The 26,460-nt window shown below is 71.3% G+C and carries 27 protein-coding genes; 10 read left to right on the top strand and 17 right to left on the bottom strand.

Features of this window, described 5'->3' with window-relative positions:
• Positions 1 to 102: 102 nt before the first annotated feature.
• From VFO26_RS04975 to queA, 7 genes are all read right to left on the bottom strand, one after another.
• Complete coding sequence (locus VFO26_RS04975; protein ID WP_325113790.1) at positions 103 to 1,734, bottom strand: ABC1 kinase family protein; 1,632 nt, start codon at positions 1,732 to 1,734, stop codon at positions 103 to 105.
• Between the two features lie 19 nt (positions 1,735 to 1,753).
• Positions 1,754 to 2,089, bottom strand: a complete 336-nt coding sequence (locus tag VFO26_RS04970) for a hypothetical protein (protein ID WP_325113789.1) — start codon at positions 2,087 to 2,089, stop codon at positions 1,754 to 1,756.
• A gap of 33 nt (positions 2,090 to 2,122) precedes the next feature.
• Positions 2,123 to 4,279, bottom strand: coding sequence for a protein translocase subunit SecD (gene secD, locus VFO26_RS04965; protein WP_325113788.1), 2,157 nt, complete (start codon positions 4,277 to 4,279; stop codon positions 2,123 to 2,125).
• Positions 4,280 to 4,411: 132 nt separating this feature from the next.
• Positions 4,412 to 4,897, bottom strand: coding sequence for a hypothetical protein (locus VFO26_RS04960; RefSeq protein WP_325113786.1), 486 nt, complete (start codon positions 4,895 to 4,897; stop codon positions 4,412 to 4,414).
• Between the two features lie 15 nt (positions 4,898 to 4,912).
• Positions 4,913 to 5,302, bottom strand: a complete 390-nt coding sequence (yajC, locus tag VFO26_RS04955; protein ID WP_325113785.1) for a preprotein translocase subunit YajC — start codon at positions 5,300 to 5,302, stop codon at positions 4,913 to 4,915.
• Positions 5,290 to 6,435 carry a tRNA guanosine(34) transglycosylase Tgt gene (gene tgt / locus VFO26_RS04950; protein WP_325113784.1) on the bottom strand — a complete coding sequence of 382 codons (1,146 nt, stop codon included), beginning with the start codon at positions 6,433 to 6,435 and terminating at the stop codon, positions 5,290 to 5,292. The genes yajC and tgt overlap by 13 nt, the downstream gene beginning before the upstream one ends.
• Complete coding sequence (gene queA, locus VFO26_RS04945; protein ID WP_325113783.1) at positions 6,436 to 7,401, bottom strand: tRNA preQ1(34) S-adenosylmethionine ribosyltransferase-isomerase QueA; 966 nt, start codon at positions 7,399 to 7,401, stop codon at positions 6,436 to 6,438.
• 25 nt (positions 7,402 to 7,426) lie between these two features.
• On the opposite strand from queA, the gene VFO26_RS04940 reads away from it, so the two are divergent.
• Positions 7,427 to 7,891: a hypothetical protein gene (locus VFO26_RS04940; protein WP_325113782.1), complete on the top strand. Its 465-nt coding sequence runs from the start codon at positions 7,427 to 7,429 to the stop codon at positions 7,889 to 7,891.
• A gap of 3 nt (positions 7,892 to 7,894) precedes the next feature.
• Here VFO26_RS04940 and VFO26_RS04935 read toward each other — a convergent pair whose 3' ends face one another.
• From VFO26_RS04935 to VFO26_RS04920, 4 genes are all read right to left on the bottom strand, one after another.
• A complete protein-coding gene (locus VFO26_RS04935; protein WP_325113781.1) occupies positions 7,895 to 8,794 on the bottom strand; it encodes a UbiA family prenyltransferase in 900 nt (299 codons plus the stop codon).
• 282 nt (positions 8,795 to 9,076) lie between these two features.
• On the bottom strand, positions 9,077 to 10,474 hold the full coding sequence (locus tag VFO26_RS04930) for a HAMP domain-containing sensor histidine kinase (protein ID WP_325113780.1): 1,398 nt from the start codon (positions 10,472 to 10,474) through the stop codon (positions 9,077 to 9,079).
• A 75-nt stretch (positions 10,475 to 10,549) separates the two neighbouring features.
• Positions 10,550 to 11,254, bottom strand: a complete 705-nt coding sequence (locus tag VFO26_RS04925) for a response regulator transcription factor (protein WP_325113779.1) — start codon at positions 11,252 to 11,254, stop codon at positions 10,550 to 10,552.
• Complete coding sequence (locus VFO26_RS04920; protein WP_325113778.1) at positions 11,251 to 11,745, bottom strand: hypothetical protein; 495 nt, start codon at positions 11,743 to 11,745, stop codon at positions 11,251 to 11,253. The genes VFO26_RS04925 and VFO26_RS04920 overlap by 4 nt, the downstream gene beginning before the upstream one ends.
• A gap of 112 nt (positions 11,746 to 11,857) precedes the next feature.
• On the opposite strand from VFO26_RS04920, the gene VFO26_RS04915 reads away from it, so the two are divergent.
• Positions 11,858 to 13,087, top strand: a complete 1,230-nt coding sequence (locus tag VFO26_RS04915) for a cation:proton antiporter (RefSeq protein ID WP_325113777.1) — start codon at positions 11,858 to 11,860, stop codon at positions 13,085 to 13,087.
• Here VFO26_RS04915 and VFO26_RS04910 read toward each other — a convergent pair.
• Together VFO26_RS04910 and VFO26_RS04905 are read right to left on the bottom strand one after the other, a co-directional pair.
• Positions 13,081 to 13,929, bottom strand: coding sequence for a 3-hydroxyacyl-CoA dehydrogenase family protein (locus tag VFO26_RS04910; RefSeq protein WP_325113776.1), 849 nt, complete (start codon positions 13,927 to 13,929; stop codon positions 13,081 to 13,083). The two genes, VFO26_RS04915 and VFO26_RS04910, sit on opposite strands and share 7 nt — an antisense overlap.
• Before the next feature lie 43 nt (positions 13,930 to 13,972).
• A complete protein-coding gene (locus tag VFO26_RS04905; RefSeq protein WP_325113775.1) occupies positions 13,973 to 14,245 on the bottom strand; it encodes a hypothetical protein in 273 nt (90 codons plus the stop codon).
• A gap of 203 nt (positions 14,246 to 14,448) precedes the next feature.
• Here VFO26_RS04905 and VFO26_RS04900 point away from each other — a divergent pair, with 203 nt between their 5' ends.
• Positions 14,449 to 15,360 (top strand): LysR family transcriptional regulator, encoded by a 912-nt coding sequence (locus VFO26_RS04900; protein WP_325113774.1) that lies wholly within the window; start codon positions 14,449 to 14,451, stop codon positions 15,358 to 15,360.
• A gap of 25 nt (positions 15,361 to 15,385) precedes the next feature.
• Here VFO26_RS04900 and VFO26_RS04895 read toward each other — a convergent pair whose 3' ends face one another.
• On the bottom strand, positions 15,386 to 16,552 hold the full coding sequence (locus VFO26_RS04895; RefSeq protein ID WP_325113773.1) for a thiolase family protein: 1,167 nt from the start codon (positions 16,550 to 16,552) through the stop codon (positions 15,386 to 15,388).
• A 62-nt stretch (positions 16,553 to 16,614) separates the two neighbouring features.
• Here VFO26_RS04895 and VFO26_RS04890 point away from each other — a divergent pair, with 62 nt between their 5' ends.
• The 5 genes from VFO26_RS04890 to VFO26_RS04870 all read left to right on the top strand — a co-directional run bounded on the left by VFO26_RS04890 (position 16,615) and on the right by VFO26_RS04870 (position 21,748).
• The gene (locus tag VFO26_RS04890; protein ID WP_325113772.1) at positions 16,615 to 18,042 is read left to right on the top strand and encodes an aldehyde dehydrogenase family protein; all 1,428 of its coding nucleotides are present in this window, start codon (positions 16,615 to 16,617) and stop codon (positions 18,040 to 18,042) included.
• Positions 18,043 to 18,105: 63 nt separating this feature from the next.
• Positions 18,106 to 18,462, top strand: coding sequence for a zinc ribbon domain-containing protein (locus tag VFO26_RS04885; RefSeq protein ID WP_325113770.1), 357 nt, complete (start codon positions 18,106 to 18,108; stop codon positions 18,460 to 18,462).
• Positions 18,459 to 19,025 (top strand): hypothetical protein, encoded by a 567-nt coding sequence (locus tag VFO26_RS04880; RefSeq protein ID WP_325113769.1) that lies wholly within the window; start codon positions 18,459 to 18,461, stop codon positions 19,023 to 19,025. Before VFO26_RS04885 ends, VFO26_RS04880 begins: the two co-directional genes overlap by 4 nt.
• Before the next feature lie 138 nt (positions 19,026 to 19,163).
• Entirely contained in the window at positions 19,164 to 19,625 is a 462-nt protein-coding gene (locus tag VFO26_RS04875; RefSeq protein WP_325113767.1) for a hypothetical protein, read from the top strand.
• Positions 19,626 to 19,714: 89 nt separating this feature from the next.
• Positions 19,715 to 21,748, top strand: coding sequence for a WYL domain-containing protein (locus VFO26_RS04870; RefSeq protein WP_325113766.1), 2,034 nt, complete (start codon positions 19,715 to 19,717; stop codon positions 21,746 to 21,748).
• Here VFO26_RS04870 and VFO26_RS04865 read toward each other — a convergent pair.
• Together VFO26_RS04865 and queG are read right to left on the bottom strand one after the other, a co-directional pair.
• Entirely contained in the window at positions 21,711 to 22,316 is a 606-nt protein-coding gene (locus VFO26_RS04865; protein WP_325113765.1) for a HAMP domain-containing sensor histidine kinase, read from the bottom strand. The genes VFO26_RS04870 and VFO26_RS04865 overlap by 38 nt on opposite strands.
• Positions 22,313 to 23,317 (bottom strand): tRNA epoxyqueuosine(34) reductase QueG, encoded by a 1,005-nt coding sequence (gene queG / locus VFO26_RS04860; RefSeq protein ID WP_325113764.1) that lies wholly within the window; start codon positions 23,315 to 23,317, stop codon positions 22,313 to 22,315. The genes VFO26_RS04865 and queG overlap by 4 nt, the downstream gene beginning before the upstream one ends.
• Before the next feature lie 78 nt (positions 23,318 to 23,395).
• On the opposite strand from queG, the gene VFO26_RS04855 reads away from it, so the two are divergent.
• A complete protein-coding gene (locus VFO26_RS04855; RefSeq protein ID WP_325113763.1) occupies positions 23,396 to 24,382 on the top strand; it encodes a zinc-binding dehydrogenase in 987 nt (328 codons plus the stop codon).
• A 52-nt stretch (positions 24,383 to 24,434) separates the two neighbouring features.
• Here the strand turns inward: VFO26_RS04855 and VFO26_RS04850 are convergent, their stop codons facing one another.
• Positions 24,435 to 25,940: a M28 family metallopeptidase gene (locus tag VFO26_RS04850; protein WP_325113762.1), complete on the bottom strand. Its 1,506-nt coding sequence runs from the start codon at positions 25,938 to 25,940 to the stop codon at positions 24,435 to 24,437.
• A 152-nt stretch (positions 25,941 to 26,092) separates the two neighbouring features.
• On the opposite strand from VFO26_RS04850, the gene VFO26_RS04845 reads away from it, so the two are divergent.
• Positions 26,093 to 26,392, top strand: a complete 300-nt coding sequence (locus tag VFO26_RS04845; protein ID WP_325113761.1) for a metal-sulfur cluster assembly factor — start codon at positions 26,093 to 26,095, stop codon at positions 26,390 to 26,392.
• Positions 26,393 to 26,460 lie beyond the last annotated feature (68 nt).

Below are 26,460 nucleotides of genomic sequence, written 5' to 3'. Positions count from 1 at the left end.
CACAGACCCGGAAGGCACGGTGCGCTCAGCGACGTCGGGCGCCCGGCGGAGGGCGGCCCCGCCGCCCGGGCGCCGGCGCCGTCCGGTCGCGTCAGAGGGGCGTCAGAGGCGGCCGCTGCGGAGAACGCCCCAGAGCAGCCACACGCCGAACACGCCCGAGAGCAGGAACCCGGCCACGGAGAGCAGGTGCAGCCCGAGAAGGTGGGGACCCGATTCGGCGAGCACGCCGATCAGCGAGGAGCCGACGAGCCCGCCGAGGATCACCAGCGCCACAGCGATCCGGTTCACCGACACGTCCATGTGATGAGCCAGGTCGTCGATGCCGGGATTCGAGATCTTCACGAGCATCTCGCCGTCGCGCAGCTCGTTGAGGATGTCGTGCAGCTGGCGCGGGACCTCGAGCGCGATCTCCGCGATGTCGCGTGCCTCGTGGCTCGTCCGGAGCGCGAGGCGCCGCGGCGAGAAGCGCTCGGAGATCAGCTGCCGCGCGTAGGGGCGCGCGACCTCGAACACGTTGAACTCCGGGTACACCTCGGCGGCCACGGAGCCGAGTGTCGCGATCGCCTTGTCGAGGATCACGAACCGGGTCGGCAGGCGCAGGTTCATCGCGTAGATCAGGGAGAGCCCCTCGCGGATCGCCTCGATCGGGTCGATGTCCGACAGCCTCGACCCGTAGTAGCGGTAGTAGAGCTCCTCGAGGCGCGAGCGGAGCTCCTCCTCCCGCTCGCGCGGGTACCGCACTCCGAGATCTGAGAGACGGCGCGGCAGCGCGGCGACGTTCTCCGTCGCGGCGTCGACGAAGAGGCGCGTGAGGCGCACCATGTCCGTCTCGGTCAACCGCCCTGCGAGCCCGAAGTCGACGAGTCCCAGCCGCCCGTCCTCGAGATGGAGGATGTTCGACGGATGCGGGTCGCCGTGGAAGAAGGCGTGGCGGAAGATCATCGTCATCCACGCGTCCGTCATCGTGGTGGCCAGCGCCCGCCGGTCCTCGGCCGTCCACGAGTCGAGGTCGAGATCGCGGATGTGCATGCCTTCGAGGCGGTCGAGGGTGAGGAGCCGACCGGTCGTGTACCGCCACCACACGCGCGGCACGGCGATCCGCTCGTCCCCGCCGAAGTTCCGCCGGAAGGTCTCCGCGTTGCGGGCCTCCTGCTGGTAGTCGAGCTCCAGGCGGATGGAGCGTCCGAACTCCTCGACGAGCTCGTTCGCGTCGATGAAGTCGAGCTGCCGCACGCGCTCGCGCGCGACGCGCGCCGCAGAGGCCATCAGCCTCAGGTCCGACTCGATCTGGCGCGGCGCGGACGGCCGCTGGACCTTGACGACGACCTCGGCGTCGTTCGGCAGCGTCGCTCGGTGCACCTGGCCGATCGAGGCGGCCGCGATCGGCTGCTCCTCGAAGTGGAGGAACGCCTGCTCGATCGAGAGGCCCAGCTCTGCCTGGACGACCCGCTCGACGTCGTCCATCGGGAACGGCGAGACTTCGTCCTGGAGCTTGCGAAGCTCGGTGATGATGTCCGGCGGCACGACGTCGGGTCGCGTCGAGAGCAGCTGGCCGAACTTGACGAACGTCGGCCCCAGCTCGTCGAACATCTCGCGGAGGCGCCTTCCCCGATCGCCGTCGGGCTCGCCGTCGGCCGCGCGGCGCCGGTCGAGGAGGTACCCGAAGCCGTGGCGGGTGGCGACACGGCCGATCTCGGTCGCGCGGCCGAGGCTGCGCTGCGGCCTGTCGTCCATCTGGGTCAGTGTCGCACGGCTAGGCGGCGCGGTCGCGCTCGAGCAACCGGAGCCGGTGCTCGAGCTGCGCGACGCGGAGTGCGAGATCCTCGACTTCCTCCCGCCGCGCGAGACCCGCGCGCGCGAGGGCACGCTCCACCGCCTCGTCCCGTCGTGCGCCCAGACGCTCGAACTCCGCTCGCCACGAGGCGGCCGTGTCCTGCACGGCGGCCCGCATCGACTCTACGTCGACCCCGACACGGCGCGCGAGATCGTCCGCCATCTCGTCTGCAGCCTCGAGCCCGAGGCTGGCCCACCCGATGCCGGCGAGGAGAAGCTCGGAGACCGAGCGATCGTCGTCCGCGGGCTCGCTCATCCCGGCCATTCTAGGGCCGCCGCGCGGCGATGCTCAGCGGGGGCGGCCGTGGGGCCGTCCGCTGCGGCGCTGCCGCCGGCGTTCGCGGCCTGCGGACGTCGCGGTCGCGGAGCCGTCGCCGGCTGGGGCAGCGGCCCGCGTCGGCGCGGGCGGCGCCGCGATCGGGGCTGCGGGAGCGGCGGCCGGCTCGGGAGCCGAGACCGGAGCGGTCTTGAACCCTCCGACCGAGGCTTCCTCGACGCCTGCGAGGCCGAGCTCCTTGCGGCGCTTGAACTCCGGCTGCTGCTCCTTGAGCACGACGAGGAACGGGGCGGCGATGAAGATCGTCGAGAAGGCGCTCACGCCGATCCCGATCAGGATCGCGAAGGCGAAGTCCTTGAGCGTGTCGCCCCCGAAGAAGAACAACGCGGCCACGGGGACGAGCGTCAGGAACGTCGTCACGAGCGAGCGGGGAATCGTCTCCCACAGCGAGACGTTCGTGATGTGCGCGAACGTCGAGCGCTTCATCAGCGGCATGTTCTCGCGAACGCGGTCGAAGATGATCATCGTGTCGTAGATCGAGTAGCCGATGATCGTCAGGAACGCGGCCACGGTCGCTGCGGTGACCTCCCGGCCGGTGAGCGAGTAGACGCCGATCGCGATCAGCCCGTCGTTCAGGATCGTGCGCAGGATCGGAACGGAGAATCGCCACTCGAACCGCGCTGCGACGTACAGCGAGATCAGCAGGAACGAGAGGATGATCGCGATGATCGCGCTGACCAGGATCTCCCGGCTGAAGCTCGCCGAGACGTTGCGGACACCGAACCGGTCGGCCTCGACCGAGCTCACGAGCGACGACTGCAGCTGCTGCACCTCGTTGATCGGCAGCGACTCCGTCCGGATCGCGAAGTTCTCGTACCGGCCATTCGTCGAGTCCCCTCGGCCCTGGATCACCGCGTTCGCCTGACCGACCTTCGCTGCCTGCTCGCGGACGGTCTCGAGCGACGTCGGAGTGGGCGTGGAGAAGGTGATCGCGGTGCCACCCTTGAAGTCGATGCCCAGGTTGAGCCCCTTGAACACGAGCGTGCCGAGCGAGAGCACGATCAGCACCCCGGCGATCGCGAACCAGACCCGCCGGAGACCGACGATGTCGAGGCGCTGCCAGCGCGGGATCTCCCGCTGCTTGGCTCCCATGAACCTGGGGTTGTCGAACCAGTCGAAGCCGGCGAGCAGGGCGAGGAGCGCACGGGTGACGAAGACGGCCGTGACGATCGAGATCCCGGTACCGAGCAGCAGGAGCAGCGCGAACCCGCGCACGCCCGACGTCGCGAGCACGAAGAGGATCATCGCCGTGATCGCGGTGACGACGTTCGCGTCGACGATCGTCGAAAAGCCCTTCGTGTACCCCTGGGAGATCGCGGCGCGGACCGATCGGCCGCCACGCGCCTCCTCTTTCACGCGTTCGAAGATGACCACGTTCGCGTCGGCGGCCACCCCCAGTGTGAGCACCAGACCGGCGACGCCCGGCAGCGTGAGCGTGACGTTGAAGAGCAGGATCGCCGCGTAGAGGAACGCGCCGTAGACACCGAGCCCGATCACGGCCACGACGCCGAGGAAGCGGTAGAAGAGGAGCAGGAAGATGCAGACGAGGATCAGGCCCGCGGCGAGCGCGACCTTCGCCTCCTCGAGCGAGTCCTTCCCGAGCGTGGCCGAGATCGCCGTCTGCTCGAGCGTGCGGAACTCCACGGGGAGCGCGCCCGTCTGGAGGACGAGCGCGAGGTCCTTCGCCTCGCCGATGTCGCCGAGGCCCGAGATCTGCGCGCCGTTCGACCCGGTGATCCCGCCCGGGTATTCCTCGAAGTCGACCGACGGCCACGACTTGATCTCGCGGTCGAGCACGATCGCGAAGTTCTGGAAGAACGGGCCCGGATCACCCTGACCGCCGCCGACCGTGTTGTAGAGGAGCTTCCCCCGCTGGGCGCCGTTCCTCGTGATCTCCTCGAAGGTGTCGGCACCCTCGCCGGTGAACTCCATCAGGACGATCGGCTCGCCCGTACGCGTGTCGAAGTCCTGGCGTGTCCCAGAGAGCTTCAGGTCCTCGCCCGTCATCTCCGGCACGTCCGGCGGCGTGAAGCGGAAGAGGTACCAGTAGTTCCTCGAGGGCTCCTCCTCGCCGACACCCGGGCACACCTCCTCCCCGACGCCGCACACCACGACGACGGTCTCGGGCGGGACGGCGAACAGCTTGTGCCCCGCAGGGAGCTTGCCGCCCCATTTCGCGAGCGCCGCGCGCTCGGATGCAACCGGGCCGCGGACGAGCTTCTTGCCCTTCGTCCGGAAGACTTAGTAGCTCTCGGGGTCGCCGCGCGCGGCGAGGGCCTGCTGGCCGGCGAGGAGGTCGTAGAGCTTCGGCGTGGCGATCGGCTGCCTCGTGCGCGCGTCGATCGACGGCGAGACGAGGTTCGCCTGGAGGTCGAACAGCTCCAGCTGCGCGGTCTTGCCGATGATCTCAGCCGCAGCGGCGGGGTCCCGCACCCCGGGGAGCTGGATCGAGATCCGATCGTCGCCCTCCGTTCGGATCTCGGGCTCGGCGACGCCGAGCTTGTCGACGCGGTTGCGCATGATCGACACCGAGCGGTCGAGGTCCGCCTGCGTCAGCTCGCCGTCGCGCGGCGGAACCGCCTGCAGCGTGACCTCGAGCCCGCCCTGGAGGTCGAGGCCGAGCGTCGGGCGCTTCTCGAGGGGTGAGCCGGGCACCGTGAGCAGCGCGATCCCGACCAGGGCCGCGACGACGAACGCGATGACGAGTGCTGCTGCCCGGCGGGTCATGTGCGGCCGTTCAGGTTAGCGGCGGTCGAGCGCAGCGGGGTGCTCCGCGCCCTCCGTGCTCACGGAATCCTCGGAGTCGACAACACCATCTTCACGAACCTCGGCCTCCTCGGAGGATTCGCCCAGCTCGTCGGCCTCCTCGTCCTCCTCCTCGGGCTTCACGACGCCCCCGACGGCGCGCCGCGCGATCCGCACCTGGATCCCGTCGGCGATCTCTACGATCAGGTCGTCCTCCTCGTCGACGTCCCGGACGATCCCGTAGAGCCCGCCGACGGTCAACACCTCGTCCCCGGGCTCGATCGAGGTGAGCAACTGCTGCTGCTTCAGCTGGCGCTGGCGCTGGGGCCGGATCAGGAGCACCCACAGCAGGACGAACATCGCGGCGAGCAGGATCAGGGTGGCCAAATTTCCTCCTCCGGGCCGGCGGCGAGGGCGGCGAGCGCGTCCGCGCGGTACGCCTCGAACGTGCCGCCGATGATCGCGTCCCGCGCGCCGGCGGTCAGTCGCAGTGTGAACCACAGATTATGCAGGGTGAGGAGGCGCAGGCCGAGGAGCTCTTGCTGATTCACGAGGTGGCGGACGAAGGCTCTCGAGAACCCGCATGCCGTGCAGGCGCACCCGGGCTCGAGCGGGCGCGGATCGCGCGCAAAGCGGGCGTTCCGCAGGTTGAGACGGCCGAGCGCGGTCAGGGCCGAGCCCGTGCGCGCGGTTCGCGTCGGCAGCACGCAGTCGAACATGTCGACGCCGCGTGCGATCACCTCCAGGATCCCCTCCGCGTCGCCGAGACCCATGAAGTACCGGGGCCGGTCGACCGGCAGCGCGGGAGCGGCCCAGGCCACGGTCTCGAGCATCCGGCTACGGCTCTCCCCCACCGCGAGCCCTCCGAGCGCGAAGCCCTCGAACGGGAGCCCGACGATTCCCTCGATCGAGCGTGTCCGCAGCTCCGTGTGGGTCCCGCCCTGGGCGATCCCGAATCTGAGCTGTCCCGGCGCCCGCGGGGCATCCACCTGGCGCTCGGCCCAGAGCTGGGTGCGCCGGACCGCCTCCTCGTGCTCGCGGACGGAGACGTTCGCGGGCGGGCAGATGTCGAGGCACATCGCTATGTCCGAGCCGAGGCGCCGCTGGATCTCGGCGACGCTCTCCGGGGTGAGTCTCTCGGTGCTCCCGTCGTAGACGGACCGGAACGTGACGCCCTCGTCGTCCACGCGGGCGAGGGTGTCCCTGAGCGAGAAGACCTGAAAGCCGCCGGAGTCGGTCAGGATCGGGCCGCCCCATCCGGTGAACGCGTGGAGCCCGCCCACCTCCTCGATCACGTCCTCGCCCGGGCGAAGATGGAGGTGGTAGGTGTTGCCGAGGATCACGTCGGCTCCGACCGACCTGACCTCGTCCGGCAGCAACGTCTTGACCGTGCCCTTCGTCCCCACCGGCATGAAGGCGGGCGTGCGGATCGCTCCGTGGGCTGTGTGGATCACCCCGGCGCGGGCTGCCCCGTCCGTCGCCTCGAGCGTGAAGCAGCCCACCCGCGCGAGCCTAGCCATCTAGAGCACGAGCATCGCGTCGCCGAAGGAGTAGAACCGGTACCGCTCGTGGATCGCGAGCGCGTAGAGCTCGCGCGTCAGCTCGACTCCGGCGAACGCCATCACGAGCGCCAGCAAGGTCGTGCCGGGAAGGTGGAAGTTCGTGAGCAGGGAGTCGACGCGCAGGAACTCGAACCCCGGTGTGATGAACAGCTCGGAGCGGCCCTCCAGCGGTCGTCCCCGCGCGATGGTCTCGAGCACCCGCGTCGTCGTCGTCCCCACCGCGAGGACGCGCTCCGCGGCGTGGATGCGCGCCCAGGCGGAGGGGTTCACGCGGTAGCGCTCGCCGTGGATCTCGTGCTCCTCGACAGTCCTCGTCGTGACCGGCCGGAACGTGTCCAGCCCGACGTGCAGCGTGACGCGCTCGTGGTCGAGCCGAGCGAGGAGCTCCGGCGTGAAGTGGAGGCCGGCCGTCGGCGCCGCCGCCGAGCCCGCGTCGTGGGCGTACACGGTCTGGTACCGCTCGGGGTCGTCCGGCTGCTCGCGGATGTACGGAGGGAGCGGGAGCTCGCCCGACGGCTCTCCCTCGAGCCGGATGCGCCACCTACCCTCTCCCAGCTCCTCCACGAGCTCGACGGGGGAGCCCTGTGACCCCCGGTCGCTCGCTTGCAGGCTCTCCCCCTGCCTCAGCCTCCGGGACGGACGGGCGAGCGCCTCCCAGGACCCCTCACCGAGCGGCTCGACGAGGAGCACCTCCACCTCCCCGCCCGTCTGCCGGCGCAGGTGCAGCCGCGCGGGCACGACGCGCGTGTCGTTGACGACGACGAGGTGGCGGTCGAGCTCACCGGGCAGCTCGGAGAACGTCCGGTGCCGGATCGCCCCCGTCGCCCGGTCGCAGACGAGGAGGCGCGAGGCGTCCCGCCGGTGCGCCGGATGCTGGGCGATCAGCTCGGTCGGGAGGTCGTAGTCGAGCTCGGAGGACCTCATCCTCCAGCGAGAGTATCCTTGGCAAATGGACGAACAGGTGCTGGAGAGAGCAAGACAGCGGGTCGCCGAGGCACGGACGGACGGCGTCGCACAGGCCCGGCTCGATGCGGCGTTGGAGCGCGCACGAGCAGAGGTGATGCGCCTCGCGCACGTCGCCGACGAGCTGGAGAGCGAGCTGCCGAGGCAGGTGGGGATCGCGGTGCGCGACGGGATCGCGCGGGAGGTCGTCCCGGTCAGCCGGAGCCTCGCGGAGATCCGTGGTGGGGTGAACCAGGCGCTGCGCAGGCTCGAGCGGCTCGAGCAGGAGCTGCTCGCGGAGCGGAACGCGCGGATCGACGATCTCGCGATCCTCGTCGACCTCGTCTCGGCTGGCTGGAGCGGCGTCGACCGCCGACTCCGGGTGCTGGAGGAGGGCCTCGAGGGCGCAGTGGTGCCGCTGCGGGCGGGCCGGGAGGCGCCGGCCGAGACCGACGCCGCCGCGGTCGCGTAGAGCTCAGTCGAAGGCGAGGATGACGGCGCAGGCGGCCGCCCACACGGCGACCGTCGCAAGCAACGGCAGGTCCTCGACGAGGAGCGCCTCGGGCTCCTCGCCGAGGCCCCGTCGGTGCAGCAGCAGCAGGTAGCGGAAGAGCCCGTGCACGACGAGCGGGAGGGTTGCGATCAGCCAGCGTGAGTCGTGGGCCGTCAGTGCGTAGCCCGCGTACGCGGCGATCGTGGCCGCCGCCACGATCGCGAGCAGCTGATCCACGAGCGCCGGCGTGTAGCCCGCGAGCGCGGGCCGTGCCCGGACGCCCTCCAGCCCGAGCTCCGCTCGTCGCTTGCCGAGCGCGACGAAGAGCGCCAGCAGGAAGGTGCAGAGCAGGAGCCAGTCGGAGATGGGGACGTCCACCGCGACCGCGCCCGCGGCGGCGCGAATGACGAAGAGGCCGGCGATGGCGAGCACGTCCACGAGCTCGACCGCCTTGAGGCCGAGCGAGTACGCGGCCTGCAGCGCTGCGAACCCGATCATGCACGCGACGGACGCCGGGCCCAGAGCCGTCGCGAGCGCGAGTGCGAGCACCGCGAGCGCGAGGGCGAGCGCGAGCGCGTGCCCGACCCCGAGCTCACCGCGAGCGATCGGGCGGAGGCGCTTGACCGGGTGCAATCGGTCCGATTCGACGTCGCGGATGTCGTTGACGAGGTAGGCGGCGCTCGAGGCCGCGCAGTACGCGACGAACGCGGCGAGCGCCGCGGCCCAGCGGCCCGCGTCGCCGAGCTGCGCCGCGAACACGATCCCCGCGAACAGCAGGAGGTTCTTCGTCCACTGCCGCGGCCGCAGCGACACGAACGCCGCGACCGCGGGCGTCCGCCACCGGGGGAGCTCGAGGACTGTCGCCTGAGCGGGCTCGCCCACGGCGAGACTCTACGGCGCGCGAGGCGGGCCCGTGCGCGGGACACGGTGTCAGACACCGAAACCTGTCAAGTGCCCGCTCCGGTCAGGGCTCGAAGGGACCCGCGGTGACACCGCGACGCCCGCCGCACCACGTCCGGTCGCGGAACCGAAGTCCCGTTCCGGCCGCACTCTTCCTGTGGATCAAGCGGCACACATTCGACACGGCTTGCCCTTGACACGGATCGGTGTCTGACACCGATCGCCGCCGGGCGCGCGCCCCGATCGCCGGCCGGGCCGGCGCGCCTACGCGACGCGCGCCGGCAACACGAGCCGGAACCGGCTGCCGCGGCCGGGCTCCGTGTCGAGCTCGATCCGGCCGCCCAGGGCCACCGCGAGCTCCCGGGCGATCGGGAGGCCGAGGCCCGTGCCCTGCGTGTCGTGAGAGACGAACGGGCTGAAGATCCGCTGGACGTCCTGCCGGGAGATGCCCGGCCCCGAGTCGGTCACGTCGACGCGTACCGCGCCGTTCGACGCCTCGAGCGCCACTCCGATGCTGCCGCCGTCGGGTGTCCATCGGAACGCGTTCTTCAAGAGGTTCGTGATCACCTGGAGGACGCGATCACCGTCCGTGATGATCGTCGGCGCCCGGTCCGCCCCCTCCAGCGCGTACACGATCTCGCGCCTTCGCGCTTCGTCCCCGAACGAGCCGAAGGCTTGCTCGACCAGGTGCCCCATGTCGACCTCCTCCGTCTGCACGGTGAACCGGTGGGCACGGAGCTTCGCGAGGTCGAGCACGTCGCCCACGAGCCGTTCGAGGCGGGTCGCCTCGTTCGCCACGACCTCGAGCGAGGCACTGACCAGCTCGGGGTCGTCGACGAGCCCGTCGCGCAGCGCGTCGACGTGGCCCTTGATCGCGGTGAGGGGCGTGCGGAGCTCGTGGGAGACCGACATCAGGAACTGCCGCTCCCGCTCCTCCGTGGCCGCGAGCCGAGCGGCCATCTCGTTGAACCGCTCGGAGAGATGCGAGATCTCGTCGCCGCCGCGCCCGACCGGGACCTGGACCGCATAGTTCCCGCGCGCGATCTCGTCGGATGCCCGTGCGAGCGCCTCCACGGGGCCGCTGATCCGCTGCGAGAGCCACAGCCCGAGGAGCCAGGCGAGCAGGCCGCCGATCGCGAACGCGGCTGCGAGCCGACCGACGAGCGGAGCCCACTGGTCGCGGACGACGTCCTGCGCCTTCGCCACCACGATCGAGCCGATCGCGGGCCCTTCGGGCTCGAGGCGAAGGGGCTGGGAGACGGCGATGAAACTGCGCGCGCGGCCGGGCGGCCGGAACTCGAACTGGCGAGGCTCCTCCGCGGCGACGACCTCCGGTGGCACCGACGCCTCGGGCAAGCGCGCGAGGCCGGACTCCTCGCCGGGGAACACCGGCGCGCCGACGTAGAAGAGCAGGTCTCCCGTCGCGAGCTCGAGCGCCTCGGGGGCGAAGTCCGGTGCCGGCGTCCCCTCCTCGGCGGCCCGCAGCGCAGCATCCCCGTACAGACGGGCGATGCCGCGCGCCTCCCGTCCCAGCTCCTCGTAGGACTGGTTGCGTGTGTAGGCCGAGAAGAGCTGCACCGCGATGATCGCGGAGACGACGCCGGCGATCACGATCCCGAGCAGGAACAGTGCCGGCAGCCGGAGGCGCAGCGAGCCGGGCATCAGGCTGAAGCGTACGTCGCGCCTCGGAGGCTGGGGCCGGAGCCGTGGCGCGGCCAAGTCGATGTCCCGGCGGATCTACGCCGTGGGGGCGGTCGTGCGCTCGGACGCGACCTTGTAGCCGACGCCCCACACGGTGACGATCGGCGAGGCGTCGCCGAGCTTGCGGCGGATCTGACGCACGTGGACGTCGACGGTGCGCGTATCGCCGGCGAAGGTGTAGCCCCAGACACGCTCGAGCAGCTGGTCGCGCGTGAGCACGATGCCGCGGTGGTCGAGCAGCTCCCAGAGGAGGTCGAACTCCTTCGGGGCAAGCTGGATCTCGTCGTCGCCGACGAGCACCTCGCGACGACCGGAGTTGATCAGCAGGTCGCCGTGGCGGATCTCGTCGCCTTCGTCGATCCGGCGGTCGGAGGTGGCCCGGCGGAGCACGCTCTTGACACGGGCGACGAGCTCGCGCGGGTTGAACGGCTTGGTGAGGTAGTCGTCGGCCCCGACCTCGAGGCCGATGATCTTGTCCACGTCCTCGTCGCGCGCGGTGAGCATGATGATCGGCACGTCCGAGCTCTTCCGGATCCGCCGGCAGATCTCGATCCCGTCCATGTCCGGGAGATTGAGGTCGAGCACGATCAGAGACGGCATCTCGGCCGCCACGGCATTGAGCGCTCCCGAACCCGTGCCGACCGCCCTGACCCCGTAGCCGGCGTTCTTCAGGTAGAGCGACACGAACGACGCGATCGACTGCTCGTCCTCGACGACGAGCACCGTCTGGGGCTGGCTCACGGTTGCACCGCCTTGGTGCCGATCACGGCCCCGACGAACGGAGGCGCGCCGAAGTCGGCAGATCCGGTGATCGCCGGCAGAGGCGCCGGTGCGGCGTCGCCGACGGCGTACGTCCCCGTCACCCCGGTGACGTCGGGCTTCCCCGTCATCGCCGCGTTCCCCTGGCCGCGGGCGGAGATCGAGAAGCCCTCGCCGCGGACCGTGATCCGGTAGCGGCCGCCCGGCACGTAGAAGTTGATCTCCTTGCCACGGGTCCACACCGTGCGGCCACGGGGGACTCCGTTCACGCGCGGGCTCCACTGGTCGAGCGGCGAGAGGTCGACGATCTGCACCTCTCCCCGCTCGAGCTTGCCGATCACGATGCCCTTGCCCCTGAGCACGACCGTGCCGCGGCCGTCCTCGATCGAGAGCGAGCCGGCCGGCCGCGCGGCGGCCCACCCCGCCGGGACGGCGAGTGCGAGAGCGAGCACGGTGAGAAGCGCGAGCCGCATGGGTGCCCGCAGTATCGGCACGGTGCGTGGGTTGGGGGTGAGACGGGCGTAAGGAAAGTGTAAGCCGCCGAGGCGACGTGACGGCCGGTCTCGGGAACGGAGCGCCGGGACGATGTGCAAGATCGCGCTCGTGGACGACCTCCTCGAGTTCGGCAAGCTGGTCCTCTTCGTCTCGGGCGCCCTCACCGTCGCGATCGCCGTGAGGGGGGTCGCCGGACGGTTGGCGATCCCGACGGCGGGTGCCCTGCTCGTGGCAGCCGCGGCGGCATCGGACCTCTTCGACCGCCTGTCGACCGTGCTCTCCTTCGAGGACGTCCAGCGCGTCGCGACGCTCGCACTGATCGTGATCCTCTTCGAGGGGGGCTCGAAGATCGGCCCCCGGCGCTTCCGGGAGGCGGCCGTGCCGATCGTCGCGCTCGGGGTGCTCGGCACGTTCGGCACGGCGGCGCTGATCGCGGTCGCCGCACACGTCGCGCTCGACCTGTCGTGGACCGTGTCCGGCCTGATCGGCGCCGCTCTCGCGCCGACCGACCCCGCCGTGACGTTCTCGGTCCTCGCGGGCAAGGAGGTGAGCGGCAGGTCGGGCACGATCCTCGAGGGCGAGTCGGGCTTCAACGACCCCGTCGGGATCGCCCTCATGGTCGGCATGGTCGAGCTCGCCACCCAGGACGACGGATCCTTCTCGACCGTCGTCGGCGAGTTCGCGGTGGAGATGACCATCGGTCTCGCGATCGGGATCGCGGGCGCGCTCGCGCTCGGTGCGGTGTCGCGCTACGACGTGCTTCCCGATCGGTCGCTCTATCCGATCGCCGTGATCCTCGCGGCGGGGGCGATCTACGGCACGGCCGCCGTCGCCCACGGCTCGGGCTTCCTCGCCGTGTTCGTGGCCGGGATCCTCGTGGGGGACGTCGAGTTCAGAGCCCGGGCCGACGTCCGCAGCTTCAACGCCGCTCTCTCCGATCTCGGTGAGCTCGCGGCGTTCGTCGCGCTCGGGTTGACGGTCGACCTGACGCTGATCGCCGACGAGGGTCTCTGGTGGCGGGGCCTGCTCCTCGCGGTCCTGCTCGGCTTCGTGATCAGGCCGCTGGTCGTCGGGCCGCTCCTCGCGGCGGTGCGACTCACCTGGGGCGAGCGCGGGTTCATCGTCTGGAGCGGGCTGAAGGGGGCGGTTCCCATCCTGCTCGCCTCGCTCGCCGTCGTCGGAGGCACGGACTACGCGCCCGAGCTGTACGGGATCGTGTTCGTCGTCGTCCTCTTCTCCGTCGTCGTCCAGGGCACGCTGGTCCCGACGGTCGCCGCGCGCCTCGGCGTGCCGATGGAGACGATCGAGCGGGATCAGTAGCCGTGGAAGCCACGGCCGGACTTGCGGCCGAGGAGTCCGGCGTTGCGCATGGCCACCAGTCGCGGCGGCGGAGCCATCCGCGTCTCCCGCAGCTTCTCGTAGAGCGCCTCGGAGGCATGGACGTGGACGTCGATGCCCACGAGGTCGAGGAGCGTGCACGGTCCCATCGGCCAGCCGGCGCCGTTCGTCATCGCCGCGTCGAGCGCCTCCGGGCTGACGCGGGCCTCGTCGAGGACGCGCACGCAGTCGTTGAGGAGCGGGATGAGGACCCGGTTGACGACGAAGCCCGGGGTGTCGTGGCAGGGGACGGCCACCTTCCCCAGGCGGTCGACGACGTCGAGCGCCGTCGCGACGGCGTCGTCCGAGGAGAGCTCGCCGCGGACGACCTCGACCAGCGGCATCAGCGGCGCGGGGTTGAAGAAATGCATCCCGACGACCCGCTCGGGCGAGGCGGTTGCGGCCGCGATCTCGGTGACGGAGAGCGCGGACGTGTTCGTGGCGAGGACGGTGTCCCGCCGGCAGAAGCGCTCGAGCTCGACGAACAGCGCGCGCTTTGCCTGGAGCTCCTCGACGATCGCCTCGACCACGAGGTCGCAGTCGACGAGCTCCGACACGTCGGTCGTCGTCCGCAGCCGCCCGAGCGCGGCGTCCCGCGCGTCCTGCGCGAGCCGGCCCTTCTCGACCTTGCGCGTGAGGAAGTGCCCGATGCGCTCGGTCGCGGCCGTGCCCAGCTCGTCGCTGACCTCTCTCCCGACGACGTCGAAGCCGGCCTCGATCGCGACCTGCGCGATCCCGGCCCCCATCGCCCCGAGACCGACGACACCGATCCGCCGTACGTCCACGGCCGGAGAATCTACAGGGAGGGCCGGGCTCGACCCGCGTGCTCTACGCGGCGGAGCGAAGCTGGCTCGAGCGGAGCCGCAGGAGCTCGGCGACGTCGAGGGTCACGCGGAACGGGTCGGAGATCACGGGGCCGCCCGTCGTGGGAGCGGCCGCCAGGAGATCACCGTCGACCTCCGCCACGATCAGCGGCACGTCCGGAAGCCGACGCTCGGCAAGAGCCTGGAGCCGATCGAGAGCCGGGCCGTCGTCAGCGCGGGCGCGTCGGATGACGATCGACCCACGCCCGCCCACCGCGGACGCGACGGTCGCCGGCACCCGCGAGCTCATCCCGGATACGTGCGGCGGGGGTCCTTCTCGTCGATCCGGGAGTCGCGCCCACCGACGAGCGCCAACGGGCCGACGAGGAGGAGGAAGAGAAGGAGTGCGATTTCCATGGCCGCATCATCGCTCGGCAGGTACTATTAGGGCAAGTCGAGGTTTTCATGGCAACGATTACAGAACCTGATCAATGGCTGGGGGTGGAGGTGCGGCATTTCGCCGCGCTCGACGCGGTCGCCCGCGAGGGCTCCTTCGGGCGTGCGGCCGAGCGGCTCGGCTACACGCAGTCGGCCGTCAGCCAGCAGATCGCGACGCTCGAGAAGATCGTCGGCGAGACGCTCGTCGAGCGTCCCGGCGGGCCCCGGGCCGTGTCACTCACCGAGGCCGGGAAGCTGCTCCTCCGGCACGCAGAGGCGATCGTCGCGCGGCTGGACGCGGCGCGGGCGGACATCACGGCCCTGCGCGCGGGTGAGACGGGAACGCTTCGCGTGGCGACCTACCAGTCGGTCGGCGCGCGCGTCCTCCCCGGTGTCATGCGGCGCTTCCTCGCCGACTGGCCGGGGATCGAGCTCGGGCTCTCGGAGCCGACGACCGACCCCGAGCTCTACGCCTCGATCGAGTCGGGAGCAGTCGACCTCGCGTTCGGGAGCCCTCCCCTCCCCGACGGGCCGTTCGAGGCACTGGAGCTGATGAGCGACCCGTTCGTGCTGCTCGTCCCGGTCGACAGCCCGCTCGCCGAGCGGTCGTCTGCATCGCTCGACGACCTCGGAGACCACGTGCTGATCGGGTCCAACACCTGCGCGAGCGGGCTCGTCGTCGAGGAGGCGCTCCGGGAGCGCGGCTACGACGTCGAGTACGCCTTCCGCTCCGATGACAACGGCACCGTCCAGGGGCTCGTCGCGGCGGGGTTCGGCGTCGCCCTCACACCCGTCCTGGCGGTTGCGCCCGGCGACGAGCGGGTTCGCGCGATCCGGCTCGTCCCGAAGGTTCCCCGCCGGAAGGTCGCGGTCATCTGGCACCGCGACCGGCACCGCTCCCCTGCCGCGCGTGCGTTCATCGAGATCGCCCGCGAGGTCAGCGCGGACGTCGAGCGGCAGCTCGTCGAGCCGTAACGCAGGCCGGGCCTGCTGCCGGTCGCTACAGGCGCTCGATGACGGCGGCGATCGCCTGGCCCTGACCGATGCACATCGAGGCGACGCCGTAGCGCGCCTCGCGCCGATCGAGCTCTGCGAGCAGCGTCGCCGTGATTCGCGCGCCGGTCGCGCCCAGCGGGTGCCCGAGCGAGATGCCGCTCCCGTTCGGGTTCACGTCGCCCGCCTCCCAGCGCTCGTGCAGGCCCGTGTCCTTCAGGAACTGGAGCACGACGGAGGCGAACGCCTCGTTGACCTCGATCACGGCGATGTCGTCCCAGTTCAGCCCCGCCTTCGCGAGCGCCCGCTCGCACGCAGGCGGGTTGCCGTGGAGCATGCGGTAGGGGTCGACGCCAGCGAGGCCGAAGGAGAGGAACCGGCCGCGCGGCTCGAGCCCGAGGCGGGACGCCGCGGCCTCGCTCGTCACGAGCATCGCGGCCGCGCCGTCGACGATCGCGCTCGAGTTGCCGGCGGTGACCTTGCCGTCCTCCTTGAAGGCCGGCTTGAGCGAGGCGAGCTTCTCGAGCGACGTGTCGCGGCGCGGGTTCTCGTCGACTCCGACGAGCACGGCCGCGCCCCCGGCGCCGACCTCCACAGGGACGATCTCGCGCTCGAAGCGGCCCTCGTCGATCGCCGCGATCGCGCGGCGGTGAGACTCGTACGAGTACTCGTCGAGGTCCTCGCGCGACAGCTCCCACTCGTCCGCGATCACCTCGGCCGAGATGCCCTGCGGGACGACCTCCCAGCGCTCGTAGAGCTTGGGAGAGAATCCCTCGAAGCCGTTCGCCGTGAGGTTCGAGCCCATGGGCACGCGCGACATCGACTCGACACCGGACGCGACGACGACGTCGAGGTGATCTGCCCGGATCGCTGCAGCCGCGTTGAACGCCGCCTGCATCGAGGAGCCGCACTGACGGTCGATCGACGTCCCGCACACGGTCTCGGGCCAGCCGGCGACGAGCGACGACATCCGCGCGACGTTCAGCGCCTGCTCGCCGACCTGGCTGACGCAGCCCATCTGCACGTCCTCGATCTCACCGGGATCGAGGTCGAGACGGGTCACGAGGCCGTTCAGGATCTGAGCGGCGAGCTCGTCTGCGCGCACGCCCGCGAGCGCGCCGTTGCGCCGCCCGATCGGGGTGCGGACGGCATCGACGATGAGGGCATCGGTCACGTGGCTCACGGTACCACCACGCCGCGCCGCACCGGCCCGCGCACGCCTCCTAGAATCCCCGTATGGCGGCAACCGCGACCGAGCGGAAGCTCCTCCTCGACGGCGAGTGGGTCGAGACCGGGGAATGGATCGACGTCGCCTCGCCGTACGACGGATCGGTCGTCGCGCGCGTCGCGAAGGCGGGCGCGGCCGAGACGCGGGCCGCGGTGGATGCCGCGGAGCGCGCGATGCGCGAGCCGCTCCCGGCCCACAAGCGTGCGGAGATCCTCGTGCGCGTCGCGGGCGCGCTCGGCAAGCGGGCGGACGAGGCGGCGCGGCTCGTCTCCGCAGAGGCGGGCAAGCCGCTCAAAGCCGCCCGCGTCGAGGTCGCACGCGCGATGTCCACGTACACGATGGCGGCGGTGGAGGCACGCAAGCTCGCCGGTGAGATGGTGCCGATGGACGCGTCGCAGGCAGGCGAGGGCAAGCTGGCCTTCACGCTGCGCGTTCCGGTGGGGGTCGTCGGCGCGATCAGCCCCTTCAACTTCCCGCTCAACCTCGTCGCGCACAAGATCGCTCCGGCGCTGGCCGCGGGCTGCGCCGTCGTGCTCAAGCCGGCCTCTCAGACCCCGCTGTCCGCGCTCCTCCTCGCCGAGCTCGAGCACGACGCGGGCCTGCCGCCCGGCTGGCTGAGCGTGCTCGTCGGCCCCTCGGGAGAGATCGGGGACGTGCTCGTGGAAGACGAGCGGGTGGCGCTGATCACGTTCACCGGATCCGGGTCGGTCGGCTGGGGTATCCGCGAGCGTGCTCCGAGGAAGCGCGTCAACCTCGAGCTCGGCAACGCGACGCCGGTCATCGTCGAGCCCGACGCCGACGTCGACGACGCCGCCGCGCGGTGCGCGGCGAACGCGTTCTCGTTCGCCGGGCAGAGCTGCATCTCCGTGCAGCGGATCTTCGTCCACGAGGAGGTCTACGACTCCTTCCGGGATGCGTTCGTCCCGCGCGTCGAGGCGCTTCGGCTCGGCGACCCGGCGGACGAGGAGACGGACGTCGGCCCGCTCATCAGCACGGCCGAGCGGGATCGCGTGCTGGCCTGGATCGAGGAGGCCCGCGCCGCGGGCGCGACGATCCTCACGGGCGGGACACGCGAGGGAGAGCTGATCGCCCCCACGGTCGTCGAGCGCCCGCCGGCCGAAACGCACCTCGCGTGCGACGAGGCGTTCGGGCCGGTCTGCACGCTCCAGCCCTACACCACGCTGGACGAGGCGATCGCGCTCGCGAACGGGACCCGCTACGGCCTGCAGGCGGGGATCTTCACGTCCAACCTCCGGGCCGCGCTCGCCGCCACACGCGCGCTCGAGTTCGGCGGCGTGACGGTCAACGAGGTGCCGACGTTCCGCGCCGACCAGATGCCCTACGGCGGCGTCAAGGATTCAGGCAACACGCGCGAGGGCCCGGCGTGGGCCGTGCGTGAGATGACCGAGGAGCGCCTCGTCGTCGTCCAGCTGTAGCGGAAGGGGGAACGGCCTCCGGGTCGGAGCCGTCTCCGAGGCGTCGCGTATCCTCAGCGCCCGATGCCGCTCTTCGAGAGGAAGCCGCCGTCGCCGGCGGCGAGCGAGCTCCGGCGCGAGCGTCGGGCGCTGCTCCTCCTGCGCGAGGAGCGCCTCCGTGACCTCGGGGGCCTGACGCTCGAGATGTACCGGCGTGACCACTTCAACGAGGCGCTCGTCGTCGAGCGCTGCGCGGAGCTCGTCGCCATCGAGGCGCGCGTCTCGGAGATCGACGCGCTCGTCAAGGGCGCCGGCCTCCGACGCCGGCAGCGGGCAATCTGCGCCTGCGGGGCCCCGCTGCTGATCGGCGCCCGCTTCTGCCCGAGCTGCGGCCGGCCGCTCGACATGGAGGCCGGCACCGGCGAGGACACCTCGGCGTGAGCGCCGAGCGATCGGCCTGCCCACGCTGCGCTGCGCTCGTCGCCGTCGGACAGGAGTACTGCCTCGAGTGCGGCCTACGGCTGCCGGGCAGACCCCGGCACGGCGCGCTGCCGACCGAGACGCGCGCCCTCCGGCTGAGGATCGGGGCTCTCGCGGGCATCGCAGCGGCCGGCGCCGCGATCGCGATCGCCGTCGTGGCCGACGACACCGGCGCCGAGAGCGTGCTCACCGCGACGGGGGGCAGCGTGACCGCCCCGACCCGGGCGGTCGAGCCGCGCACCCGCCTCGCCGTCTGGCCACGCACACGGAGCGGCTGGACGATCGTGTTGGCCTCGACCCCCAAGGCGAAGGGCCGTGACGGAGCGGTCGCGGTCGCGCAGCAGGCCCGGACACGCGGCCTCGGCCGCGTCGGAGTACTGGATTCGTCGCGCTTCGCCAGCCTCCGCCCCGGGTACTGGATGACGTTCGCCGGCCGCTTCCAGAGCGAGGCCGACGCGACCGGTTCGCTGCGGCAGGCACGAGCCGCGATCAAGGGCTCTCGTGTCCAGCGCATCGAGCCCTGATCTCTTGTCCGTCTGGACAACGATCGTGACTGAGTTTGTAACAGCGGCCGGAACTCGGTAGACTCGCCCCTGACAGGCCCGGGTCGCCCCTCGGAGGCCGCGACCGAAGGTGAACGACGGACGGGAGACGGAATCCGCATGGAGCCCAACCTCGCGCAATTGCAGTCGTGCATGTATCAGTACTCGCGGGCGATCTACCGCTCGATCAAGGATCAGATCGACCCGTACGTCGACCGACCGACGCGCCTCGAGTACCGTCGTGCCGTCCTCTGCGAGTGCGAGGAGACGATGTCGCGGCTGGCTCAGGACCCGCAGTACTTCGCCCGCCCCGACCGCGCGCTGTTCCAGGACATCCGCCGGTACTTCCCGATCACGTCGCAGGCGCACGTCGCCTGGGTGGTGAAGGAAGGGGTCTCGGCCGCGGTCGCGTTCATCGAGGCGCAGCTGGAGGCCGGGTTGCTCGACGGCGGAGTCAGCCGGTGCAAGGCGACCACCCGCAAGGGGAAGGCGTGCCAGCGGACGCCGCTCCCCGGCCGCGACTACTGCCCGTCGCACCAGCATCTCGAGCGGACGACGATCCCCGCCCGCGCGGCCGCGTAGCCACTCCGGCGCCCGCGGCCCGATAGTCTCGGCCTCGTGCACGTGGGCGAGATCGACCGGCACCACCTCGAACGGAACTGAGGACCGCCGTGTCGCACGACACCGACAAGCTCATCCGGCAGCTCTCGCTCGTGGCCTTCCTGATGGCCGAGCGCAGGCCGCTCACGGCGCGGGACGTCAAGGGGAACGTCGAGGGCTACTCGGAGATGTCCGACGAGGCCTTCGCCAGGCGCTTCTACTCCGATCGGGCCGAGCTGACCGCCCTCGGGGTCCCGCTCAACTCACAGCGCGACGAGTTCACCGGCGAGGAGCTCTACACCCTCCGCTCCGAGAACTACTTCCTCGACCACCTGGACCTCGAGGAAGACGAGCTCGCCGCCCTCCAGACCGCGCTCTACACGCTCGAGGGGAAGTTCGCCTACGCCGAGCCCCTGCGCCTCGCGCTCCAGAACCTCGCCCTCGGTAGGCCCGGGTTCCGACATGCCCCCACCGCGACGGCGGAGCGGGTGAGGGTCACCGCCCCCGACTACTCCCCGGAGCTCGGGGCCCGCCTGTCGAAGCTCGAGGCGGCGATCTCCAAGCAGCGGACGATCCAGTTCCGCTACTGGTCGCCCTCCCGGGACCGCGAGACCGAGCGGCGACTGAACCCGTACGCGCTGCGGCTGGACGAGGGCGTCTGGTACGTCGTCGGCCACGACCTCGACCGTGACGCGATTCGCACCTTTCGCGTCGCCCGCATCCGCTCCGACATCCGCTTCGCGACCCGGCGCGAGCGCGACTTCCGTCTTCCTGCCGAGTTCGACGTCGAGGCGCACCGCGTCCCGCGGCCGTGGCAGGTCGGCCCGAACGCGGGCACCGCGAGGATCGCGGTCCAGGGCGACACGGCCTGGTGGGTGCATCGCACGCTGGCCGATGCCGGGGACGTCGTCGACGGGGTCTTCGAGACTCCGTACTCGACGCTCGGGCCGCTCGCCTCGTGGATCCTCCGGCAGAACGGAAGGGCGGTGCCGCTCGAGCCGCCGGCGCTGTGTGACGAGGTCAAGGTTGCGCTTCGCCTCCTGCGCGAGCGCCACACCGGGGCCGCCCCCGCGCCTGCGCGCGAGCGCCGGGTGGAGGCTCGCCCCACCCCGGAACGACAGCCGGCGGGGCCGGTCGCGCCCGAGCGGTTCGGTGTGCTGCAGGCGCTCCTCGCCCATCTGCTTGCTGCCTGCGGCGACGCCCGCAGCGCCGACATCGAGGCCGGCGAGCTCGCCGAGCGCTTCTCGCTCCCGCGCGAGGAGCTGCAGGAGACGCTCTCCCTGCTCAACCTCGTGAACTTCGGCGGCGGCTGCTACACGGTCTACGCCGAGGTCGACGAGGAAACCGACCGGGTGCACATCGACAAGGAGCTCTACGGCGACGTCTTCCGCAAGGCCCCGAAGCTGACGCCGCTCGAGGCGCGAGCGATCCGGCTCGCGATCGAGTACATCGGGCCGACCATCGCCGCCGACGCCGACACGCCGCTCGAGCGCGTGCGGAAGAAGCTGGAGGAGACGTTCGGCCAGTTCGAGCTGGCTCCCGCCCCGGCGAGCCGCAGCGGCGACGACGAGGAGGCGCTCGTGCGCACGTTGTCGGACGGAGCCGAGAAGCGACGCGTCGTCGAGCTCGAGTACCTGAAGGAAGGCGAGGAGGAGCCCACGACGAGGCTCGTCGAGCCGTACACGATCGAGCGCGAGCTGCCCTACTGGCGCGTGCACACGTGGGATCGCACCGTGGGCGGCCCCCGCACCTACAGGCTCGACCGGATGCGGTCCGCCCGTCTCACGAAGGAGCGCTTCGAGCCGCGCCAGGGCTTCGACCCGAACTACCTCTTCGAGCCGGCCGTCGCGCGCCTCTGGCACGCTCCGCCGATCGCGCGCTGGAAGCTCGAGCGCGGGGCACGGGCCCTGACCGACAAGTCGGCGACCGCCCAGGTCACGTTCAAGACCGAGGAGTGGCTCCTCTCCGAGGTGCTCGCGGACCGCGGCGAGACCGTCGTGCTCGAGCCTGCCCCGATGCGCCGCGCCGTCGCCGCCCGCGCCCAGGCGCTCCAGACGGAGCTCGGCCTCACGGGGCGCCGGAAGCGGACGGCAGAGCCAGCCTGAACCGCGCCCGCGGTCCGGGCACCAGGACGAGCGAGCCGCCGTGCGCCTCCGCGATGCCGCGCGCGAGCCACAGCCCGACACCCGACGAGCCGGCTCCGCTCACTCCCAGCTCGAAGGGGTCGAGCGTCGGGTCGACGCCCGGCCCGTCGTCCTCCACGTCGACGACGACCCGCGCGTCCCGCTCCACCACCGCGATCGCGACGTGCGCTCCGTGCCGCAAGCCGTTGGCCACGAGGTTTGCGATCGCCTGACGGAGCCTGGTCGGGTCCGCCCGAGCCGTCGGGCGACCCTCGACCGACACCACGACGGTGTCCGTGGCGAGCGCGGACACGAGTAGACCGAGATCCACGAGCTCGATCCTCAGCGAGAGGAGTTCGGAGTCGGTCAGGAGCCGCTCGATGTCGCTCGCCGCCGCGGCGGCGAGCCCCACCAGGCGACGGCGTCCGCTCGGAGGCACGGTCGGCGCGGCCTCGGCCAGGGCGACGAGAGCCGCGACCGGGCTCCGCAGCTCGTGGGCCAGCAGGGCGAGGCCGGAGCTCTCCCCCGACACCCGGTCGGCTCCCGTCACGGGACGCGCTCGGCTCGGCGCGCGAGTGCTCGCTCCGCGGCGCTTCGCAGGACGGGATCGTCGTCGTGCACGAAGGGCTCCGCCAGCCGCTCGTGGCCCGGCCCCGGATGGTTGCCGAGGGCGACGAGCGCGTTCCGCCTCAGCCAGCGCGGGTCCTTGCGCGGGACGAACAGCCGCTCGTGCTCGGAGACGAGCTCGCGGCCGTCGCGCTGGAGCCAGTCGACGAGCGAGACGACGGGGTGGGCGTCCTCGGGCAGCTGCTCGGCGGCCCTCCGCTTCTCGACGCCGCGGTTCCAGGGGCAGACGTCCTGGCAGATGTCGCAGCCGTAGACCCGGTCCTCCAGCGCGTCCATCACGTCGTCGGGCATCTCCCCGGCCGTCTGTGTCCAGTACGCGAGGCACCTGGTCGCGTCGAGCACGCCGGGCTCGTCGAGCGCGCCCGTCGGGCAGGCGTCGATGCAGAGCGTGCAGCTGCCGCAGCCCGCGTCGAGCGGCGCCGTCGGCTCGAGCTCGACGGCGGTGATCAGCGTCCCGAGCACGACCCACGAGCCGTGCGTTCGCGTGATCAGCATCGTGTTCTTGCCGATGAAGCCGACACCGGAGCGCTCGGCGCCCGCCCGGTCGACATGATGGTTCGCGTCCACGAGCACGCGGTAGGAGCCGCCGAGACGCCGCCCGAGCTCCTCGAGCCGCTCGCGCAGCACGGCGTAGTGGTCGCGCCACGCGTAGCGCGGCAGTCGCCCCTCCCCCGGCCCGGGGCTCGGCCCCGGTGCGTAGTAGCAGAGCGCCGCCGAGACGACCGTGCGCGCGCCCTCGAGCAGGGTCTCCGGATGGCACGAGACGTCGGGTCGCGCCATCGTGAAGCGCATCGATCCGAACAGGCCGCGCTCGCGTCGCTCCCGGATGTAGCGCTCTGTTTCCTCGTACGGCGCCGCGACGGCCGCCCCGACGACGTCGAGGCCGAGCTCCTCGCCCAGCTGCCGCAGCTCGTCCGTCGTCATGCGGGAGCTTCTAACACAGCGATCACGCGCCGGCCGGCACGTGCCTCGTCGTGCTGGGAGCTCCCCTAGGATCGTGCCATGCTGGCGGCCCGGATCCACGAGGACGGCGGACCGGAGGTGCTCGTCGTCGAGGAAGTGCCGGACCCGGTCGCCGGTCCGGGCGAGGTGCTCGTGCGGCTCGAGGCGGCTTCGCTCAACCACCTGGACGTCTGGGTGCGGAAGGGGCTGCCGTCGGTGCCGAAGCCGCGAATCCTCGGAGCGGACGGCGCCGGCGTCGTCGAGGCCCTCGGCGACGGTGTCACCGGGCCGGCCGTGGGCGACCGGGTCGTGCTCAACCCCGGTGTCGAGCACGGCGACAGGATCACCGTCGTCGGCGAGCATTTCGACGGAACGCACGCGGAGCTGATCGCGATCGACGCCGCACAGGTCTTCCCGCTCGACGACGGGCTCTCGTTCGAGGTCGCGGCAGCGTTCCCGCTCGTCTTCGAGACGGCCCATCGGATGCTCGTCACGCGTGCGAGCGTGCGCGAGGGGGAGTGGGCGCTGATCTGGGGGATCGGGGGCGGCGTCGCCACGGCCGCCTTCGAGATCTGCCGGGCGCTCGGCCTGCGCACGATCGTCACCTCCGGCAGCGACGGCAAGCTCGAGCAGGCGCAGTCGTGGGGAGCGGACGTCGTCGTGAACCACCACGACGGCGACGTGGTGGCAGCCGTGAAGGAGGCCACCGGCAAGGGAGTGGACGTCGTCGTCGAGACCGTCGGGGACGCCACCTGGGCACGCACGCTCGCGGCCGTCCGCCCGACCGGCCGTGTGGTCGTGTGCGGCGCGACGAGCGGGCCCAACCCGCCGGCGCAGCTCCACCGCTTCTGGTGGAAGCAGCTGACCGTGCTCGGCTCGAGCATGGGCACCCGCGAGGACTTCCTCGGCGCGTACGAGATGGTGCGCACGGGACGCGTGCGCGTCCACGTCGACCGTGTCTTCCCGCTCTCGGAGATCCGCGCCGCCCACGAGCGCCTCGAGGCCGGCGAGCAGTTGGGGAAGATCGTGCTCGAGATCCCCGGCTGAGCGGCGGGCACGGGCGACCCGACGAGCGGGCCACCCGTGTCCGTGATCCGACCTACGAGCCCGCCGGTGCGTTCTCCGGTGCCGGAGGCTTGAAGTTGCCCTTGCCCTTCTTGCCGTTGACGAGCGACGTGTTCATCGCGTAGCTCAGCGTGGCCGTCGCGATCGCATCTGCGTTGACGTCGAGCGCGGACGGGTTCACGTTCGCGAACGTGTCGCACGCCGCGTGGTAGCAGGGGTCGTATTGCTGACCGGCCGTGCCGCCCCACAACGCGACCTCCGCTGCGGTCTTGATCCCCTCCGCACCGGTGAAGAGCCCACCGGCAGGGATCCCGTTCGCGATGAACGGGCCGTAGTCCGAGCGTCCGGTGAAGTCGGTGCCCTTGTACGGGAGGCCGCGACTCGTGTAGAACGCCTCGAAGGTCTCCTCGATCTGCGCCGAGCCTTCCGGCCCGGGCCCGGCTCCGACCGCGTCTGAGTCGTCGCCGTCGTAGATGAAGAAGACGTGGTTCGGCGAGCCGACCATGTCGAAGTTCAGGTACAGCGCGATCTTGTCGCGCTCCGCCTGCGAGAGGTTGTTCACGTAGTGCGTCGAGCCGACCAGGTTGGCCTCCTCAGCGCCCCACCAGGCGAACCGCACCGTGTTCCGCGGCTTCACCTTTGCCATCTGCAGCGCCGTCTCGAGGATCGCGGAGCTGCCGGAGCCGTTGTCGTTGATACCCGGTCCGGCATTGACCGAGTCCAGGTGGGCGCCGACCATCACCACGTTGTTCGGGTCCCCGCCCGGCGTCTCCGCGAGGACGTTCGACGTGGTCGCGATGCCCCGGAACGTGTCCGTCTTCAGGTGCAGCACGAGACCCGGTGTCACTGCGAGCGCCTGGCCCACGGCCTGGGTCACCGACGTCACTGCGATGTCCAGCGTGAAGGCGTTCCCGAGCGTGCCGTTCACGGGTCCGGGCGCGTTGTTGTAGATCACCACGCCGGAGGCACCCGCGTCGCTCGCGTTCGTCGCCTTGATCGCAAAGGTGCACCCGCCCCGGCTGATCAGGGCGATGTTCCCGGCAGGGAAGCCGGCGAAGTCCGCGGCTTCGCAGCCGGGTGTCGCGTCACCCGGAGGTGCGGCCAGATGCGTTACCGGCGCCGTAACGTCGCCGCTGCCGGAGTACGACAGGATCATGTTGGCGATCGGCCCGGTCGGTGGCGGAGCGACCTGCTCGAGCACGGCGGGCGACACCTCGATGAACGTCTGGAACTGGAAATCCTGCACCGTGACCGCGTACCCCGCCGCCCGCAAGGCGCCGGCCACGTACTCGGCCGAGGCGTCGTAACCGGGTGTGCCGGAGGTCCTGTGGCCCCCGTTGTCGTTCGCGATCTCCTGGAGCGCGGACTGGTGGGCGCGCACACCCTCGAGGGTGACGCACTCGGTCAGCTTGTCGACGGTGTTGTTGGTTCGGTTGGCGCAGGCTGCGGGGGCGGCGCCGGCAGCGGCCGACACGCTCAGCGCGGCGAGCGTCGCGAGCGCGGCGACGAGAGCCAGCGTCCTTGGCGTCGTTCGTGTCACAACATCTCCCCTTTCTCTGCACTACGGACAAAGCCGCAGGAGCGGCGGATCATGCGGGCCTACCCCGTCTGTGTCAAACAGGAACCCGCGACGCCGTGCGGGCGGCCCTGCGGTCGGATCGTGCGAGGCCCGTCAGCCGCTACCGTAGGGCCATGGTCACGAAGGACGACGTCGTCGAGGTGCTGCACGGAGTCGAGGACCCGGAGCTCGGGATGGACATCGTCGAGCTCGGTCTCTACTACGACGCGGAGATCGAGGGAGAGAACGTGAAGATCATCCACTCGCTCACGTCGATGGGGTGCCCTGCGGGGCCGATGATCCAGGAGTCGATCCACGACGCCGTTGCCTCACTGCCCGGGGTCGAGCAGGTCGAAGTCGAGTTGACGTTCGACCCGCCCTGGACGCCCGACCGCATGTCGGACGACGCGAAGTTCATCCTCGGGTTCGGCTAGCGCGTCACAGGCTCTCAGCCGATCGGGCAGGCAGGAGCACGAAATCGCTTGCACTCGCCTGCGCGATG

This window comes from Gaiella sp., assembly GCF_035710885.1.
Taxonomy (GTDB): domain Bacteria; phylum Actinomycetota; class Thermoleophilia; order Gaiellales; family Gaiellaceae; genus Gaiella.
The sequence above is the reverse complement of the archived record's forward strand: the minus strand, read 5'-3'. Positions and strand labels throughout refer to the sequence as shown.